Annotated in this window: 16 protein-coding genes; 14 read left to right on the forward strand and 2 right to left on the reverse strand. The window is 36.3% G+C overall.

The genetic code is table 11. The features are described 5' to 3' along the window. The first annotated feature begins 49 nt into the window (after positions 1-49). The gene (gene rpsU, locus ACKVQX_RS05390) at positions 50-223 is read left to right on the forward strand and encodes a 30S ribosomal protein S21 (RefSeq protein ID WP_004227078.1); all 174 of its coding nucleotides are present in this window, start codon (positions 50-52) and stop codon (positions 221-223) included. A gap of 468 nt (positions 224-691) precedes the next feature. Further along, positions 692-2,101, forward strand: a complete 1,410-nt coding sequence (locus ACKVQX_RS05395) for an amino acid permease (RefSeq protein WP_068452595.1) — start codon at positions 692-694, stop codon at positions 2,099-2,101. A gap of 167 nt (positions 2,102-2,268) precedes the next feature. Here the strand turns inward: ACKVQX_RS05395 and ACKVQX_RS05400 are convergent, their stop codons facing one another. After that, a complete protein-coding gene (locus tag ACKVQX_RS05400) occupies positions 2,269-2,490 on the reverse strand; it encodes a hypothetical protein (RefSeq protein WP_068452598.1) in 222 nt (73 codons plus the stop codon). A 175-nt stretch (positions 2,491-2,665) separates the two neighbouring features. Here ACKVQX_RS05400 and ACKVQX_RS05405 point away from each other — a divergent pair, with 175 nt between their 5' ends. The 11 genes from ACKVQX_RS05405 (at position 2,666) to recO (ending at position 13,275) form a co-directional block, all read left to right on the forward strand. Further along, positions 2,666-4,654, forward strand: a complete 1,989-nt coding sequence (locus ACKVQX_RS05405; RefSeq protein ID WP_068452600.1) for an AarF/ABC1/UbiB kinase family protein — start codon at positions 2,666-2,668, stop codon at positions 4,652-4,654. A gap of 88 nt (positions 4,655-4,742) precedes the next feature. After that, on the forward strand, positions 4,743-5,390 hold the full coding sequence (locus ACKVQX_RS05410) for an NfeD family protein (RefSeq protein WP_068452603.1): 648 nt from the start codon (positions 4,743-4,745) through the stop codon (positions 5,388-5,390). 17 nt (positions 5,391-5,407) lie between these two features. Beyond that, entirely contained in the window at positions 5,408-6,412 is a 1,005-nt protein-coding gene (floA, locus tag ACKVQX_RS05415) for a flotillin-like protein FloA (RefSeq protein ID WP_068452606.1), read from the forward strand. 29 nt (positions 6,413-6,441) lie between these two features. Next, positions 6,442-6,900 (forward strand): hypothetical protein, encoded by a 459-nt coding sequence (locus tag ACKVQX_RS05420; protein ID WP_368633963.1) that lies wholly within the window; start codon positions 6,442-6,444, stop codon positions 6,898-6,900. Positions 6,901-7,129: 229 nt separating this feature from the next. Further along, complete coding sequence (locus ACKVQX_RS05425; protein ID WP_068452612.1) at positions 7,130-8,095, forward strand: PhoH family protein; 966 nt, start codon at positions 7,130-7,132, stop codon at positions 8,093-8,095. A gap of 75 nt (positions 8,096-8,170) precedes the next feature. Then, complete coding sequence (locus ACKVQX_RS05430) at positions 8,171-10,306, forward strand: HD family phosphohydrolase (RefSeq protein ID WP_368633964.1); 2,136 nt, start codon at positions 8,171-8,173, stop codon at positions 10,304-10,306. 11 nt (positions 10,307-10,317) lie between these two features. Then, positions 10,318-10,806 carry an rRNA maturation RNase YbeY gene (gene ybeY, locus ACKVQX_RS05435; RefSeq protein WP_068452618.1) on the forward strand — a complete coding sequence of 163 codons (489 nt, stop codon included), beginning with the start codon at positions 10,318-10,320 and terminating at the stop codon, positions 10,804-10,806. Then, positions 10,793-11,152, forward strand: a complete 360-nt coding sequence (locus tag ACKVQX_RS05440) for a diacylglycerol kinase family protein (RefSeq protein ID WP_068452621.1) — start codon at positions 10,793-10,795, stop codon at positions 11,150-11,152. The genes ybeY and ACKVQX_RS05440 overlap by 14 nt, the downstream gene beginning before the upstream one ends. 21 nt (positions 11,153-11,173) lie before the next feature. Next, a complete protein-coding gene (locus tag ACKVQX_RS05445; protein WP_068452624.1) occupies positions 11,174-11,581 on the forward strand; it encodes a cytidine deaminase in 408 nt (135 codons plus the stop codon). Further along, positions 11,568-12,476 (forward strand): GTPase Era, encoded by a 909-nt coding sequence (era, locus tag ACKVQX_RS05450; RefSeq protein WP_285215126.1) that lies wholly within the window; start codon positions 11,568-11,570, stop codon positions 12,474-12,476. Before ACKVQX_RS05445 ends, era begins: the two co-directional genes overlap by 14 nt. Positions 12,477-12,492: 16 nt before the next feature. Then, positions 12,493-13,275 carry a DNA repair protein RecO gene (recO, locus tag ACKVQX_RS05455; RefSeq protein ID WP_068452631.1) on the forward strand — a complete coding sequence of 261 codons (783 nt, stop codon included), beginning with the start codon at positions 12,493-12,495 and terminating at the stop codon, positions 13,273-13,275. A gap of 15 nt (positions 13,276-13,290) precedes the next feature. On the opposite strand, the gene ACKVQX_RS05460 is transcribed toward recO, so the two are convergent. Further along, positions 13,291-13,686 (reverse strand): hypothetical protein, encoded by a 396-nt coding sequence (locus ACKVQX_RS05460; protein ID WP_068452634.1) that lies wholly within the window; start codon positions 13,684-13,686, stop codon positions 13,291-13,293. Positions 13,687-13,880: 194 nt separating this feature from the next. Here ACKVQX_RS05460 and ACKVQX_RS05465 point away from each other — a divergent pair, with 194 nt between their 5' ends. Further along, complete coding sequence (locus ACKVQX_RS05465; RefSeq protein WP_068452639.1) at positions 13,881-15,113, forward strand: hypothetical protein; 1,233 nt, start codon at positions 13,881-13,883, stop codon at positions 15,111-15,113. Positions 15,114-15,534 lie beyond the last annotated feature (421 nt).

The raw sequence follows: 15,534 nt of genomic DNA on the forward strand, positions 1-15,534 counted from the left end.
TATTCATATTGGTTGTGCTTTGACGTGTGTCGGAGGGAGGGAAAGAGAGATGTCAAAAACTGTCGTTAGAAAAAACGAATCGCTTGAAGATGCTCTTCGCCGCTTCAAACGTACTGTTTCTAAAAGTGGTACAATTCAAGAGGTAAGAAAACGCGAATTTTATGAAAAACCTAGCGTAAAACGCAAAAAGAAATCAGAAGCTGCACGAAAACGTAAGTGGTAATTTAATTCCTAGACAATCCCTACGTTCAAAACACGCACTATCATGATTTATTTAACTTGCAAATGAATGAAAGCCTGAAAATCCTTGAGATTTTCAGGCTTTTTTAATGCGTATCAAATAAAAAAAGTGGTAGTACATTTGAATTATTTTTATAAAAATATTTTTTTCGTAAAATGAAAAGCAAATTATCTTTTTTTGAGAAAAGCTGAAAGAATGAGGTTTTATGCATAGAAAACTAGCATTTAAAATAAAAAAACAACAGTGAATAGCAAAAAAAATTTGCAGTGCAAAGAAATTTTCCGTATTGCCATTTTGTATAAGATAAGATAATTTAGTCTTAACGAACTTTTTGTGAACATTTTAAAAATATAGAAAATGTATAAAAAGAAATTTCAGAAAAATTTTTATACTTATAAGAAATCGTTTACAAACAGTAAATTTAGTTTTTTTCAACTAGGGGGAGACAGGATGGGGAAACAAAATGAATTACAACGTTCGATTAAAAGTCGACACATGTTCATGATTTCACTTGGGGGTGTAATCGGAACAGGCTTTTTCTTAAGTACGGGGAATATTATGCATAACGCGGGCCCTTTTGGTACGCTTTTAGCATATGCTGTTGGTGGTTTAACAATGTTTTTAGTAATGCTATGTTTAGGAGAGTTAGCAGTATATAATCCGACTTCTGGATCATTCCATGAGTATGCGACACGTTATATTAGCCCAGGAGTTGGTTTTTCAGTTGGTATTATTTATTGGTTAAACTGGGTAGTAACAGTTGGATCTGAATTTACAGCTGTTGGATTATTGATGCAAAGATGGTTCCCAGAATCGCCTGTGTGGGTATGGAGCGTTATTTTTGGGGTAACAATATTTGTCTTTAATGCTTTATCAGTAAAGTTTTTTGCTGAGTCAGAATTTTGGTTTGCTGGATTAAAAATAATTATTGTTATTATATTTATCTTTTTAGGTGCTGCAGCAATTTTTGGCATTGTACCAGTTACTGGACATGAGCATGCACCATTATTATCGAATTTCACAGGTGAAGGTGGATTACTGCCGAATGGTTTTGCACCTATCTTAATTGCGATGGTATCAATTAGTTTTGCGTTTTCAGGAACAGAGTTAATCGGGATTACAGCAGGGGAAAGTGAAAACCCATCTCGTGATATTCCACGTTCGATTAAAAACATCGTATGGCGTACATTATTCTTCTTCATTGGTGCAATTATTGTTTTAGGTGCATTATTACCTTGGGAAGATTCAAGTGTATCGCAAAGTCCTTTCGTTACAGTATTTGACATGTTAGGTATTCCGTACGCAGCAGATATTATGAACTTCGTCATTATTACAGCATTATTATCTGTAGCAAATTCAGGTTTATATGCTTCGACACGTATGCTTTGGTCATTATCAAAAGAAAAAATGGTGCCAAAAGCACTTGGTACAATTAATAAACGTGGTGTTCCAATGAACGCGCTCATTGTTTGTATGTTAATCTCTTGTTTATCACTATTATCAAGTATTATTGCGCCGACAACAGTTTATGTGATGTTAGTTGCTGTAGCAGGATTCGGTGTAGTGGTTGGTTGGATGGGAATTGTGGTTTCACAATTTATGTTCAGAAGACAATACTTGAAAGAAGGCGGGAAATTAGAGGATTTAAAATTCCGTGTAAAATTATATCCACTTGTACCAATTCTAGCATTTTTACTTTGTTTAGGTGCAACACTTGGTCTATTATTAGATCCTGAACAACGTTCTGTTTTATACTTTGGTGTCCCAGCGATGATTGCATGTTATTTCTGGTATCATATTCAGAAAAAAATAGCGGATAAGCGTGAGGCGCGATTAAGTGAAACAGTAGAAGAAAAATAATACGCATTAAATAAGAAAAAACTCGTATGAATTGTCAAACAAATCATGCGAGTTTTTTGTTGTCTAAATTCGTTAGCACAAAGAAAATAAAGGGAATAAAACCAAATGATAGAAATAATCCGAAAAATAAAAAAACTTCTTACAGTTGTATGTAAGAAGTTTCACAATCAATCCATAGATTGTTTTTTACCAAGCTCGATTCCTTTTAAGATGTACCAGATAATAATACCCAACATAATAAAGGCTAAAACTGATGTAACAGGATTCGGCTGAACGAATATTTTATCTATAAAGCTCTTGAAAGCTGGTACACTGGTAATTTCAAAAAATGCAGCGATGGAAGTAATCCAAATCCCAATACCGAGGAAAAAGATCCAATTTTTTCTCATTTATAATACGCCACCTTTATAAAATTGATATATTTATTTTACACCCATAAACTTACTTTGCCAATCATTATGATTAAAATAACATAATTGTAACATTCGTTATAAAGGAAAATAGTTTTAAAGGAAAAATTTTGTGAAATATGTTTCAATATAAAGTAGTGGGAGGTGAAGCCAAATGATCCAATTTTTGAGTTGGTTTATCCAATTTACGCTTGTGGGAGTTTTAATTTATTTCTTTACAGGCAGATTAATCGGGACGCGTTTAAGTATTTTCAAGCGTTTATTTGCAGTTGGTTTAAGTGTAACGATTACGTCGGTTATTTATTGGTATATGTTTATCCAACACCGTAAAGATTACTATACTCCAATTGAAGATGAGTCGATGTTTTTTAGTACACTCATATGGTTTGCGAGTCTATTATTGATTACGATGTTGTTGCATCTTGTTTTAGAATTATTTGAGCCAGTTCATATTAGTAGTGCTGAGCAAGCGAAACAAAATATCTTTGCTAGAATTATGACAAGATGGCGCTTGCAAAGACGTTTGACTTCAGTACTTCGAATTGCGTTTAAATATGGAATCGGTCGCGCGTTTGGTATTTGGCGTACATCAGAAGCCGAGAGAAAAAATGCACATTCGTTTCGTATGATGTTAGAAGAATGTGATGGAATCTTTATTAAATTTGGTCAGATGCTATCTACTAGAAAAGATTTATTACCAGAGGCATTTACAACGGAGTTAGCAGAGCTACAACAAAATATTAAACCAATTCCGAAAGAAGCTATATCCATGCGTATGCAATCTGTATTAGGTGAAGATTGGGAGAAAACTTTCGATCGATTTGATTTTGAGCCGCTCGCTTCAGGTTCAATTGGTCAGGTTCATCAAGCTACGCTGAGCGGAACGTATGAAAAAGTAGTTGTTAAGATATTACGTCCAGATATTGCAGACTTACTACAAAGAGATTTAGATTTATTAATTAGTTTTGCGCACTGGCTTACAGAGGAATCGCAGTGGGCTGAGAATTTAAATTTTGCAGAACTTGCACAAAATTTTGCAAAAGGAATGCGAGAAGAAATTGATTTTTGTATAGAGCTTAAAAATATGGAGCAAATTACGAATTCTACTTTAGATAGTAAGTATCCTGTTGTCATTCCTAAGGTGTATAGCCATATGAGTAATTCTTCAGTGCTAGTAATGGAATATATTGATGGTGTGAAAATTACAGAAGCAGACGAAACATTATATCGTAATGGCGTAACGAAAGAAGAGGCGCTTACGCAATTATTCGGAAGTTTTTTATCTCAAGTTATGAAGGCAGGGATTTTTCATGGGGATCCTCATCCTGGAAATGTCCATATCGTAAAAAATACAGGACAAGTTGCGCTTTTAGATTTTGGGGCTGTTGGACGTATTAGTAAAGGGCAACAGCAAGGAATCAAAACATTATTTTTAGGTTATCATCGTGGTAATGCAAGAATTGTTGTCGATTCATTGAAACATCTTGTGGAAAATGACGAACATGCGAAAGATCCAGGTTTTGAACAATCTGTAAGTCAGTTACTTGTTGAAATGGCTTATTTAGATCACATTTCGACGAGTCAAGTCGTACAATCTCTCTTCAAAATTGTTCAAAAACATCACATGAGACTTTTTCCAATGGTAGGTATTGCACTAAGAGCACTTGTAACATTAGAAGGAACGATTCAGAGTGTTTCAAAAGACTTCGATGCCTTTAAAGAAGCAAGCGATTTTGCAAAAGATACAGCTAAAATACATGAGCCAATTGAAAAAGTAAAGTCGCTCAAACAACTAGCACAAGAAGAGATCTTCCTTGCATGGCCAGTTATTAAAGAAATACCATATCGTGTCGATCAGATTGCACGAACAATTGAAAAAGGTGAAGTGAAGGTGAAGATGGACTTCACCTCAAGTGAAACAAACAAAGCTTTTTTAGTGAAATGGTTGTCACAATTTTTGTTACTACTTGTCGCGATTACATTCGGTGTTTTATCAGTTGGTATTTTAGCAGTAGCACAAATTATTCAAAATAGTTATGTCGTTTATTTGAATACAGCAGCTTATTTAGGTCTTTTTTTAAGTCTGCTTCTACTCGTGAGACTAGCACTTCAAGTTATTCGAGATTCTAAAAGAAATATTTGAAAAATAAATTTTATGAAACCATTTTCATATTCATTCGTAAATACCATTATAAAGACACGAACCCTATAAGATTGGAGGTGCCTGCATTATGGGAGAAATAATACAATTTCTAACGAATCCATATGTTGTACTCGTCATGTTGCCCATCATTAGTTTGTTATTTGTCGGTGCTTTATTTTCATCTGGAGTGAATACAAGTGGTATAATTGGTGTAACACTCGTGCTGATTTTCTTTATCGCACATATAATAGCAGGGTATGCGACATTCGGTTTATTACTATTATTTGTTGCAGGGTTTATTTGTATGCTTGTCGAGTTAGTGGTTCCTGGTATGATTATAGGTATTACAGGTCTTGTGTTGATTGTTATTAGTTTTTTATATGCTGGCGCGAATTTTACGTTCATGGCATATGCTGTTGCAATCGCACTAATCCTCGCGATTATAGGGATGGTGGTTATGATGAAATTCTTTGGAAAGAAGCTATCTGTTCTAAATCGAATGGTATTATTCGATTCAACAGATACAGAAAGTGGATACGTGTCAAATATCAACCGTACAGAGTTATTGCAACAAACTGCTAGAACGGTTACAGCATTAAGACCGTCTGGTGTTGTGATGTATAACGGGGAACGAATTGACGTTGTATCAGAAGGTAATTTTATCGATGCAGACAAAGAGGTCATCTTTGTCAAAGTAGAAGGTTCACGGATTGTTGTGCGTGAGAAAAAAGATTAAACAGGGGGTTTTAAATTATGGGAACAGCAGCGTTAACAGGTAGTGCCATTAGCATGATTATTGTCATTGTTGTAGCGGTAATTTTATTAGCAATTTTATTTACATTTGTACCCGTAGCACTATGGATTTCAGCTTTAGCAGCAGGTGTAAGAGTTAGTATTTTCACATTAATCGGTATGCGTTTAAGACGTGTTATTCCGTCACGCATCGTTAATCCTTTAATTAAAGCACATAAAGCAGGATTACAAGTGTCGATTAACCAGTTAGAGAGTCACTATTTAGCCGGTGGTAATGTAGATCGTGTTGTCAATGCATTAATTGCAGCGCATCGTGCAAACATTGAATTAACATTTGAACGCTGTGCGGCAATCGATCTTGCAGGTCGTGATGTATTAGAAGCTGTACAGATGTCTGTTAACCCGAAAGTAATTGAAACGCCATTTATCGCTGGTGTGGCAATGAACGGGATTGAAGTAAAAGCAAAAGCGCGTATTACCGTTCGTGCGAACATCGACCGTCTAGTTGGTGGTGCTGGTGAAGAAACAATCATCGCTCGTGTAGGTGAGGGGATTGTATCCACAATTGGTAGCGCGAAAAGTCATACAGAAGTATTAGAAAATCCAGATATGATTTCACAAACCGTTCTAGCCAAAGGTTTAGATTCTGGTACAGCATTCGAAATTCTATCGATTGATATTGCGGATGTTGATGTCGGCAAAAACATTGGTGCAGAATTACAAATTGAACAAGCAGAGGCAGATAAAAATATTGCACAGGCAAAAGCAGAAGAACGCCGTGCGATGGCTGTTGCTAACGAGCAAGAGATGGTTGCTAAAGTACAAGAAATGAAAGCAAAAGTTGTGGAAGCGGAAGCAGAAGTACCACTTGCACTAGCAGAAGCGTTCAAATCGGGTAATTTAGGTGTCATGGATTATATGAATTATCAAAACGTACAAGCAGATACAAGTATGCGTCAATCAATTAGTAAGATGGATCAAAATCACGCAAAAGGTGAGGAATAGGCATCTGATTTGCTAAAGGAGGATGGCATATGGAAGGTCTGATTATATTTCTCATTATATCAGTAATCAGTGCTGTCATTGGTCGTTTAGGTTCAAAAGAGGAAGAGAAATCTGCAAAGAAACAAATGCCCTCTATGGGACAAGGACCAACACAAAAAAAGACATCTACATCTAAAGCACTTGGTGATTACGCAAAGAAAGTTTCACAAGAATTAGATCGCCAATTAACAGAAAACCCAAAAAAGAAGCAGGTTAAGAGAGAAAAGCGTGTTACGACACCTCGAAATGTTACGACCGACACTATCGAATCTTCTCGCCCATTTAAAAATGCAGCAGAACGTCCGAAAGTGGTTGTTGCAACAAATAAAATGGTTGCGAAAAGAAAAGTTGCATCTAGTCAGTCGGTCTTACCACGTACACAACGTGAGTTAGCTCAATCGATTATCGTATCAGAAATTTTGGCGCCACCTGTTTCAAAAAGAAAATAAATCAAAAAGAGATTTTGAAATCAAAAAGACTTCAAAGTCTCTTTTTATATGTCACGAACTCTTCACTCTTTTTTCGAGAACTTTTACGGAAAAACAATAAAACTTTTGCACGCAAACAAAGAGAGTGATAAGCTAGAAAAAAGTACAAGTGTAGACAGGTACTAGTATGTTTAGACTTGTAATGAAAGTAAAAAAATAAAAAATATGATGTACGTTAAGGAGAGCTCAAATGACAGAACAACAACCTATTCAGCTAACGTTAAAAGATCCAAATGAAGCCGTTATGTTACTTGGTATTTCAGATGCAAATTTGAAGCTAATCGAAGAGACATACGATATTCAAATGATTACAAGAGGCGACTCGATTGTCATCGTCGGCAATGACGAACAAAAGGCTGAAGCGGCTGCGCTGATCGAACAGTTATTAAAAGTGATTCGCAAAGACATTAACATCAATCAACGTGATGTAGTTTCCGCAATCGAGATGTCAAAAGCGGGGACGGTTGAATATTTCGCAGAATTATATGATGAAGTGATTGCGCGAAATACAAAAGGGAAAATTATTCGTGCAAAAACAATTGGGCAACGCAATTATATTAAAGCGATTCGCAATAAAGACCTTGTATTTGGAATTGGACCAGCTGGAACGGGTAAAACATACTTAGCGGTTGTTATGGCTGTTACAGCTTTAAAAAATAATGCGGTGAAGCGTATTATCTTAACACGACCTGCTGTTGAAGCGGGAGAAAGTCTAGGCTTTTTACCAGGGGATTTAAAAGAAAAAGTAGATCCATACTTACGCCCTCTATATGATGCTTTGCATGACGTATTAGGGTTAGAGCAAACAACACGTATGATTGAGCGTGGCACGATTGAGATTGCGCCACTAGCCTATATGCGCGGACGTACATTAGATGATGCCTTTGTTATTTTAGATGAAGCGCAGAATACAACAAAAGCGCAAATGAAGATGTTTTTAACACGTCTTGGTTTTGGTTCTAAAATGGTTATAACAGGAGATAAAACACAAATCGATTTACCGAGGGGTGTAGCTTCAGGCCTTACACATGCTGAATATATCTTGCGTTCAGTGAAAGATGTGTCTTTCCAAATTTTAGAAGCGGGAGATATTGTTCGACACCCACTCGTAGCGAAAATTATAACGGCATATGATGATGAAAAAAGTGAAGCATAGAACAGGAAATTCGAGAATGCAAAAAGGGTTCTCGAATTTTCCTATGAATCTACATAAAAGAAAGGTAGGGTGAAGATGTCAAAGTTTATAGAAAAAATAACGAAAATTGTACGTTTCCCCCTGCTACTAGCTGGTATATTAATTCTAACAGGCTTTTTTCAATATTTATTAATGATGAAAGATGTACGAGGTGAACATTACGATTTAAAGTTGTTCCAAGTGTCCCCAGATACGATTCGTTCTGTTAAAACAGTTGAAGATACAGAAAAAACCGAAAAAGAACGAGAAGAAGCAGCTTCTGAAGTAGAACCTGTTTATACGTATTCAGAAGAAAAAGGGAAAAATACAATTTCAATGTTGAATACATTGTTTGATGATTTAATTGACCGACAAAAAAAGGTAGCTGATACGAAAGGAAAAGAACGCTCAAAAGCATTAAATGAACAAATCAAAAGTATGCAGTCAGATTTAGCTAAAATTACAGACAACGAAAATAAGATTGAGCTAAATGAAGCGGATTTAAAGTTACTATTAACAAGTAGCGAATCCGAATTAAAAACAGCGCAACAAGATCTTGTAAAGGCAGTAGAACGTCAAATGTCTTCACCTATTCGTGAAGATCGTCTGATGGAGGCGCGAGCAAGCGTAGAGCGTACAATTCGTTATAGCTCAACATTCCCAAGTAAACTTCAAGGTGTGGGTATCCGTATTGGACGAGCTGCTTTAGTCGTGAATGAGACAAAAGATGAAAAAGCGACAAAAGAGCGAATGGACTTAGCACGAGCGAGTGTAGATCCAACAAAGATTTTACAAGGACAAATTATCGTACAAGAAGGACAAGTTATTGATCGGAACATTTACCGTCAACTTCAATTGACTGGTTTGTTAAGTGATGATGCGTCCATTAAGCCAAAGCTTGGTCTAGGTATTTTAATTTTGCTACAGATGCTATTCTTCTATGCAAGCTTTGCAGCGAATAAGCGAAAAGCTGATACAGAAAAAACACGTGACGTTCTGATTACATCTCTTATTTATTTACTATCAATTATTTTAATGCAAATTTTAAATTTAATTGATGGTGAGTTTGATGTGATTGTCGGATTCTTATTCCCAGCTGCTGTCGCACCGCTATTACTCCGAATATTAGTGAGTGAACGAGCCGCTATTTTAGCGACAATCATGCTAGGGTTATCAGCAGGTGTCATCTTTCAAGAGGGATATTCGACTGTTATTCAGATGGAATTGGCGCTTTATATGATTATTAGTGGTTTAGCAAGTGTTGTATTTACGAGAAGAATTGAAAATCGCTCGAAGATTTTAACAGCGAGTTTTCAAGTAGCAGGAATTAATGTTTTGTTTATTGCATTCTATTTATTGTTAACGCAATCTAATTATACGTGGAATGAACTCTCATTCTATTTAATTGCAGCATTATTTTCAGCGATTCTATCGGGAGCGCTTGCGATTGGTTCGTTACCGTTTATTGAATCAGGTTTTGGGATTATTTCAAGTTTCCGTTTGATTGAATTATCGAATCCAAATCACCCGTTATTAAAGAAAATTTTAATGGAAGCTCCTGGAACGTATCATCATAGTTTGATGGTCGCAAATTTAGCAGAAGCGGCTTGCGAAGCGATTGGTGCGAATGGTTTATTAGCGCGTGTCGGTTGTTATTATCATGATATCGGGAAAACAAGAAGACCTGGATTCTTCGTTGAAAATCAAATGAACGGATTGAATCCGCACGATCAGTTGCCACCAGACGCATCTAGCGATATAATTATTGCCCACGTTGAAGATGGTGTGGAAATTTTAGAGAAGCATAAAATGCCGAGAGAAATTATTGACATTGCACAGCAACATCATGGTACGACATTGGTGAAATTTTTCTATTACAAGGCAAAAGAATTGGATGATCAGGTGGAGGAAGAGCAATTCCGCTATAGTGGTCCAAAACCGCAGTCAAAAGAAAATGCGATTATTTGTATTGCAGATAGTGTAGAAGCAGCAGTACGTTCGATGAAAGAGCCAAGTGCAGAAAAAATTCGTGATCTCGTTCACGCCATCGCACAAGATAAATTAATGGATGGTCAGCTGGATGAATGTGACCTTTCAATTAAAGAACTTAAAATTATTGAAAAAGTTTTTTGTGAGACACTAAATGGAACATTCCATTCACGCATTGAGTATCCGAAGCAAGACAAAGCTTAGGAGGGCATTATATGCTATTAGAAATTGATTTTTTAGATGAAACAGAAGAGGTTCAACAAAGTGATATAGCACTTGTTTCCTCTTTACTACAACATGCTGCAAAAGTAGAAAATATTGAAGAAGGCACAGAATTATCTGTTACGTTTGTGACGAATGAAGCGATTCATGAGATTAATAAACAGTATCGTGATAAAGATGCACCAACAGATGTCATCTCATTCGCTTTAGAAGAATTAGGTGAAGGTGAGACAGCGATTATTGCTGAAGGAATGCCGCGTGTATTAGGAGATATTATTATCTCAATTGATCGTACGCGTGAACAGGCAGAGGAGTTCGGTCATTCATTTGAACGTGAACTTGGTTTTCTCGCGGTTCATGGCTTCTTACATCTACTAGGTTATGACCATATGACACCAGAAGATGAAAAAGTTATGTTTGGAAAGCAAGATGAAATTTTAGAGTCATTTGGTTTGTCACGTGACAAAAATGAACGTGATTAAAAAGTTTTTTAAATCATTTATGTATGCTTTTGCAGGGGTTCGGGCAGTATGTAGTGAACGGAATTTTCGATTTCACTTATTTGCGATGGTTGTCGTTATAATAGCTGGGTTTTTAACAGGAATTTCAGCAAATGAGTGGACAATTCTACTCCTTGCAATCGCAGCTGTGTTATCATTAGAGATGACGAATTCCGCTATCGAGCGCGTAGTAGATTTAGTGACGGATGAATTTCATCCCCTTGCCAAACGAGCGAAAGATTTAGCAGCAGGAGCTGTATTAATCGCAGCAATTTTTAGTGTGATCATTGGCTTAATTATCTTTTTGCCAAAATGGTTTGAATTCTAGTAAATAGAATGGAGAGAGTATATGAATCCAACACAACTGATGGAAGAAGCAAAAAAAGGGCGTTCATTCGCCTATGTACCGTATTCAAAATTCCCTGTCGGAGCCGCATTATTATCAAAAGACGGCGAAGTATTTCATGGTTGTAATATTGAAAACTCGGGTTATAGTTTAACAAACTGTGCTGAACGAACAGCGATTTTTAAAGCTGTATCACAAGGTACAAAACAATTTACAGCACTTGCGGTTGTAGCAGATACAGAAGGTCCTGTAGCTCCATGTGGCGCATGCAGACAGGTGATTTCAGAATTCTGTGCCCCTGATATGCCCGTATATTTAACAAATTTAAAAGGCGATGTACAAGAAACAACGGTAGCAGAATTACTACCAGGAGCCTTTACCCCGGAGGATGTATTACATGCAACAGAATAAACAATTTAAATCAGGTTTTATCTCAATTATTGGACGTCCGAACGTCGGAAAATCAACATTTTTAAATCGTGTCATCGGTCAAAAAATTGCGATTATGAGTGATAAGCCACAAACAACACGTAATAAAGTACAAGGTGTATTAACAACAGATGATGCACAAATGATCTTTATCGATACACCAGGTATTCATAAGCCAAAACATAAACTAGGCGAATTCATGTTAAAAGTATCAAAAAATGCTTTACGTGAAGTGGAAGTCATTATGTTTATGGTTAACGCAGAACAAAAATTAGGACCTGGCGACGAGTATGTAATGGAGATGTTAAAAGGTACAAAAACACCTGTATTTTTAGTCGTAAACAAAATTGATGCCATTCATCCTGATGAAGTATTAGCGAAAATTGAAGAATACCGTACTGCATTTGATTTTGCAGAGATTATTCCGATTTCAGCACTTCAAGGAAATAATGTCGATCGTCTATTAGAAACGATTAAAAAATATTTACCTGAAGGTCCACAATACTATCCAGCAGATCAAGTAACGGATCACCCTGAGCGTTTTATCATCGCTGAAATGATTCGTGAAAAAGTACTTCACTTAACACGCGATGAAGTACCACATTCAATCGCAGTTGAAATTGAAAAAATTCGACGTGACGAAAATGAAAAAGTACGTGTTACGGCATCGATTATCGTTGAACGTGACTCACAAAAAGGAATCATTATCGGTAAACGCGGTGCGATGTTAAAAGATATTGGAATACGTGCACGTAAAGATATCGAAAACTTACTTGGCTCAAAAGTCTATTTAGAACTATGGGTAAAAGTACAAAAAGATTGGCGTGACCGTTCATCTCAATTACGTGATTTCGGTTATCGTGACGACGAATACTAGAAGGAAGTGAAAGGCATTGCTCAGTAAACTAGAAGGCATTGTCTTGAAAACTCGTGCATACGGTGAAACGAATAAAGTCGTTATTTTAATGACGGAAGAAGCAGGGAAGATTGCAGTAATGGCTAGAGGTGCTAAAAAGCCCTCTAGCCGTCTTTCTGGTGTAACACAGCCTTTTACACATGGAAACTTCTTAGTGGCAAAAGGAAAAGGTATGGGGACGCTCCAACAAGGTGAAGCCATTTCGACGATGCGTCATATCCAGCAAGATATTGAAGCAACAGCCTATGCAAGTTATGTTATGGAGATGGTCGACCGATTAGTTGAAAATGATCGCCCAGAACCTGGTGTATTTCATATGTTAAGACAAGCACTTCATGCAATTGAAGAAGGCTATGATCCAGAAGCGATTTCTTTATTTGTTGAATGGAAGATGTTACCCTTCACAGGAGTACAGCCGACATTATCGCATTGTGCAGGTTGTGGCAGTGTAGAAGGAGAGTTTGCCTTTTCATTTGGTCAAGGTGGCTTTTTATGCCATCGTTGTTTTCATATGGATCCTTATATTATTCGTTTAACGCCAACACAATTAAAGTTAATTCGTATTTTTTATAATATGCCAATTGACCAAGTGGGGAATTTGACATTAAAAAAAGAAACGAAACGCTTTATTAAAAATATTGTGAGTACGATTTATGAAGAACAATCCGGCATGCGTTTTAAGTCGAAAAGTTTTATAACGCAGCTAGAGCGCACGCCACTGTTATTCAATCAAACAGAAAAACAGCCACCTGAGGAATAATCAGGTGGCTGTTTTTTATTCATATAAAAATTCTTCGCCGTCTAAGTCATTCATTTCATGATACATCGAAGTATCCCAGAAAATTTGACTCATAACGATATTTTGTTCATATGGTAACTGTGCTGCATCGATTTGCATGTTTTGTTGATTTAATATGTGCGTGTTCATATCATGTATTTGTCGCGGTGTATATTTGCGATCAGCTACATAAGAAAACACTTTTGATACTTCAACGTTGAGAATATCAGGATATGTTGGTGAGATGTTCGCACTAATTACTTTAAGTGGTATATCAAATTGTCCATTTGACACTACGAGTTCATCATCTAAAGCAAGTCCAACGGTTAAAGCTTCATCGAATTTAATTGCGAGCGTGCCATATGAAAAGATGCGATGTAGTTTTTGTTTCAAAACATCAAGTCCTTTCAAGCTTGTACTATATCTTTCATTATAAGCTACTTTAAAAAATAAAAACACTTTTATACATAGAAGAAAGAAATGAAAAATATTGATTTTATGGTTATATATGTCATAATTAAGTGAGTTCGTAGTGTTTTATGGATTTAATATAAATTCTACATAAACATATGAAGAAGGAGCTATTAATGAAAAAATATAAATGGTTTTATATCATCGGAAGTATTTTAATTGTCATTGCGACATCATCTTACTTTTTACCACGTCTTATTGTTTATATGGCGTATTCTCCTCATTTAGAAGAAAAAGAAGTGCAGCTTATAGAAAATATCCCTAAAGCAACGAACACATTAAACATGAAAAATGGCAAATATGTATTAGCCTTTTCAGAGTTAAGAAGTATGAATGAAGCGAATACAGGCGCATTTTATGTCATTGACGAAGCAGGGAACTTTTTATCGCAAAGCACTAAACAAGATTTAGCGGAACCCATTAGTATGACATCAACGAACAATCAAGCGTATGTCGTAAATAATCGATCTTCCCAACGTTCTTCAATCGATTTAAAAACCGGTAAGATTGAGTCTATTAATTTAAATAAAAATGCAAGTCATTCATTTTCAATTCAATCGAATGATGATTATGTGATCTATGATATTGCAGGAGATTTAAAAAATGGTCAAAAACTTGTATATTGGCAACGGAATCAACCAAGTAATAAGAAATCTCTTACAATCCCACATGGTTTTACACATTCTATACATATTGAAAAAGATGCCGCATACATTACGACAGCTGACCCTGATGCAATCGCTTATATCCATCACATTGATTTAAAAAGCGAGGAAGTTGTTTCTTCAAAGAAATTAGAGTTAGATGATGAAGAATACTCAAAATCTGGCTTACCAGGTAATCCAGCATTAGTCTTTTATAAAGGTTATTTGTATTATGCAGTCAATCAAGTGAGAACGGGTGCGGATGATCATACAGTTATAAACGCAGGAAAGCTGGTTAAAATTGATCCGAAAACATTGGAAATCGTTAAAAAAATACCGATTGGTGATGAAAATTTCAACCCGGACTCGCTTGCAGTTGTCAATCATCAACTTGTAATTTTAAGTGGGTATTTAGAAACGTATGTGATGAATGAACAAGAACAAATTCAAAAACGTACGTTCAAAATACCGAAGAATCAACGTTCAGCCCTCGATCAAAAAAGTACACTCACTGAACAAATAACGGTTAAAGGAAATAAAGCCTATATTTTTACGATGTACGATCTTCGTAACAGCAAAGATGATGAAAATATACGTGGTGAAATAAATGAATTTAATTTAGAAAATGGTGAACAACTTTCTAGAACAATCATCCATATGCCTGTATCTTCCTATTTGGTTATGACTTTTGCTGTTATCGAATAAGGTTATAAAAATAGCCAACGAACCGATTGTTACTTCGATTCGTTGGCTTATTTGTTCATATAGTAGGCCAGATTCAGCTTCTACATCATCGGTCCATTTCAGTCACTTGGGTGAAAGTGAAGTGCGACTTTCACGTCGTGCCTTCCAATGTCCTATGATGTGATCAGAAGCCTCATCTTTCTGTGTAATCTAGATTCAATCGCTACATCTTCACACCACTTCGGTCACTCGGTGGAAAGTGAAGAGCTACTTTCCATTCGTGCCCTGCAGTGTTGCCAGATGTGACGAGCGATTTCATCTTTCTAGATAGTCCAGATTCAGCTTCTACATCATCGGTCCATTTCAGTCACTTGGGTGAAAGTAAAGTGCAACTTTCACGTCGTGCCTTCCAATGTCCTATGATGTGATCAGAAGCCTCATC

Source organism: Kurthia sp. ISK08, assembly GCF_046159805.1.
Lineage (GTDB): Bacteria > Bacillota > Bacilli > Bacillales_A > Planococcaceae > Kurthia > Kurthia gibsonii.

Bases quoted from the DNA above. Each gene is read 5' to 3' on its own strand.
- rpsU (WP_004227078.1), top strand. From the start codon at position 50: ATGTCAAAAACTGTCGTTAGAAAAAACGAATCGCTTGAAGATGCTCTT.
- ACKVQX_RS05395 (WP_068452595.1), top strand. From the start codon at position 692: ATGGGGAAACAAAATGAATTACAACGTTCGATTAAAAGTCGACACATG.
- ACKVQX_RS05400 (WP_068452598.1), bottom strand. From the start codon at position 2,490: ATGAGAAAAAATTGGATCTTTTTCCTCGGTATTGGGATTTGGATTACT.
- ACKVQX_RS05405 (WP_068452600.1), top strand. From the start codon at position 2,666: ATGATCCAATTTTTGAGTTGGTTTATCCAATTTACGCTTGTGGGAGTT.
- ACKVQX_RS05410 (WP_068452603.1), top strand. From the start codon at position 4,743: ATGGGAGAAATAATACAATTTCTAACGAATCCATATGTTGTACTCGTC.
- floA (WP_068452606.1), top strand. From the start codon at position 5,408: ATGGGAACAGCAGCGTTAACAGGTAGTGCCATTAGCATGATTATTGTC.
- ACKVQX_RS05420 (WP_368633963.1), top strand. From the start codon at position 6,442: ATGGAAGGTCTGATTATATTTCTCATTATATCAGTAATCAGTGCTGTC.
- ACKVQX_RS05425 (WP_068452612.1), top strand. From the start codon at position 7,130: ATGACAGAACAACAACCTATTCAGCTAACGTTAAAAGATCCAAATGAA.
- ACKVQX_RS05430 (WP_368633964.1), top strand. From the start codon at position 8,171: ATGTCAAAGTTTATAGAAAAAATAACGAAAATTGTACGTTTCCCCCTG.
- ybeY (WP_068452618.1), top strand. From the start codon at position 10,318: ATGCTATTAGAAATTGATTTTTTAGATGAAACAGAAGAGGTTCAACAA.
- ACKVQX_RS05440 (WP_068452621.1), top strand. From the start codon at position 10,793: ATGAACGTGATTAAAAAGTTTTTTAAATCATTTATGTATGCTTTTGCA.
- ACKVQX_RS05445 (WP_068452624.1), top strand. From the start codon at position 11,174: ATGAATCCAACACAACTGATGGAAGAAGCAAAAAAAGGGCGTTCATTC.
- era (WP_285215126.1), top strand. From the start codon at position 11,568: ATGCAACAGAATAAACAATTTAAATCAGGTTTTATCTCAATTATTGGA.
- ACKVQX_RS05465 (WP_068452639.1), top strand. From the start codon at position 13,881: ATGAAAAAATATAAATGGTTTTATATCATCGGAAGTATTTTAATTGTC.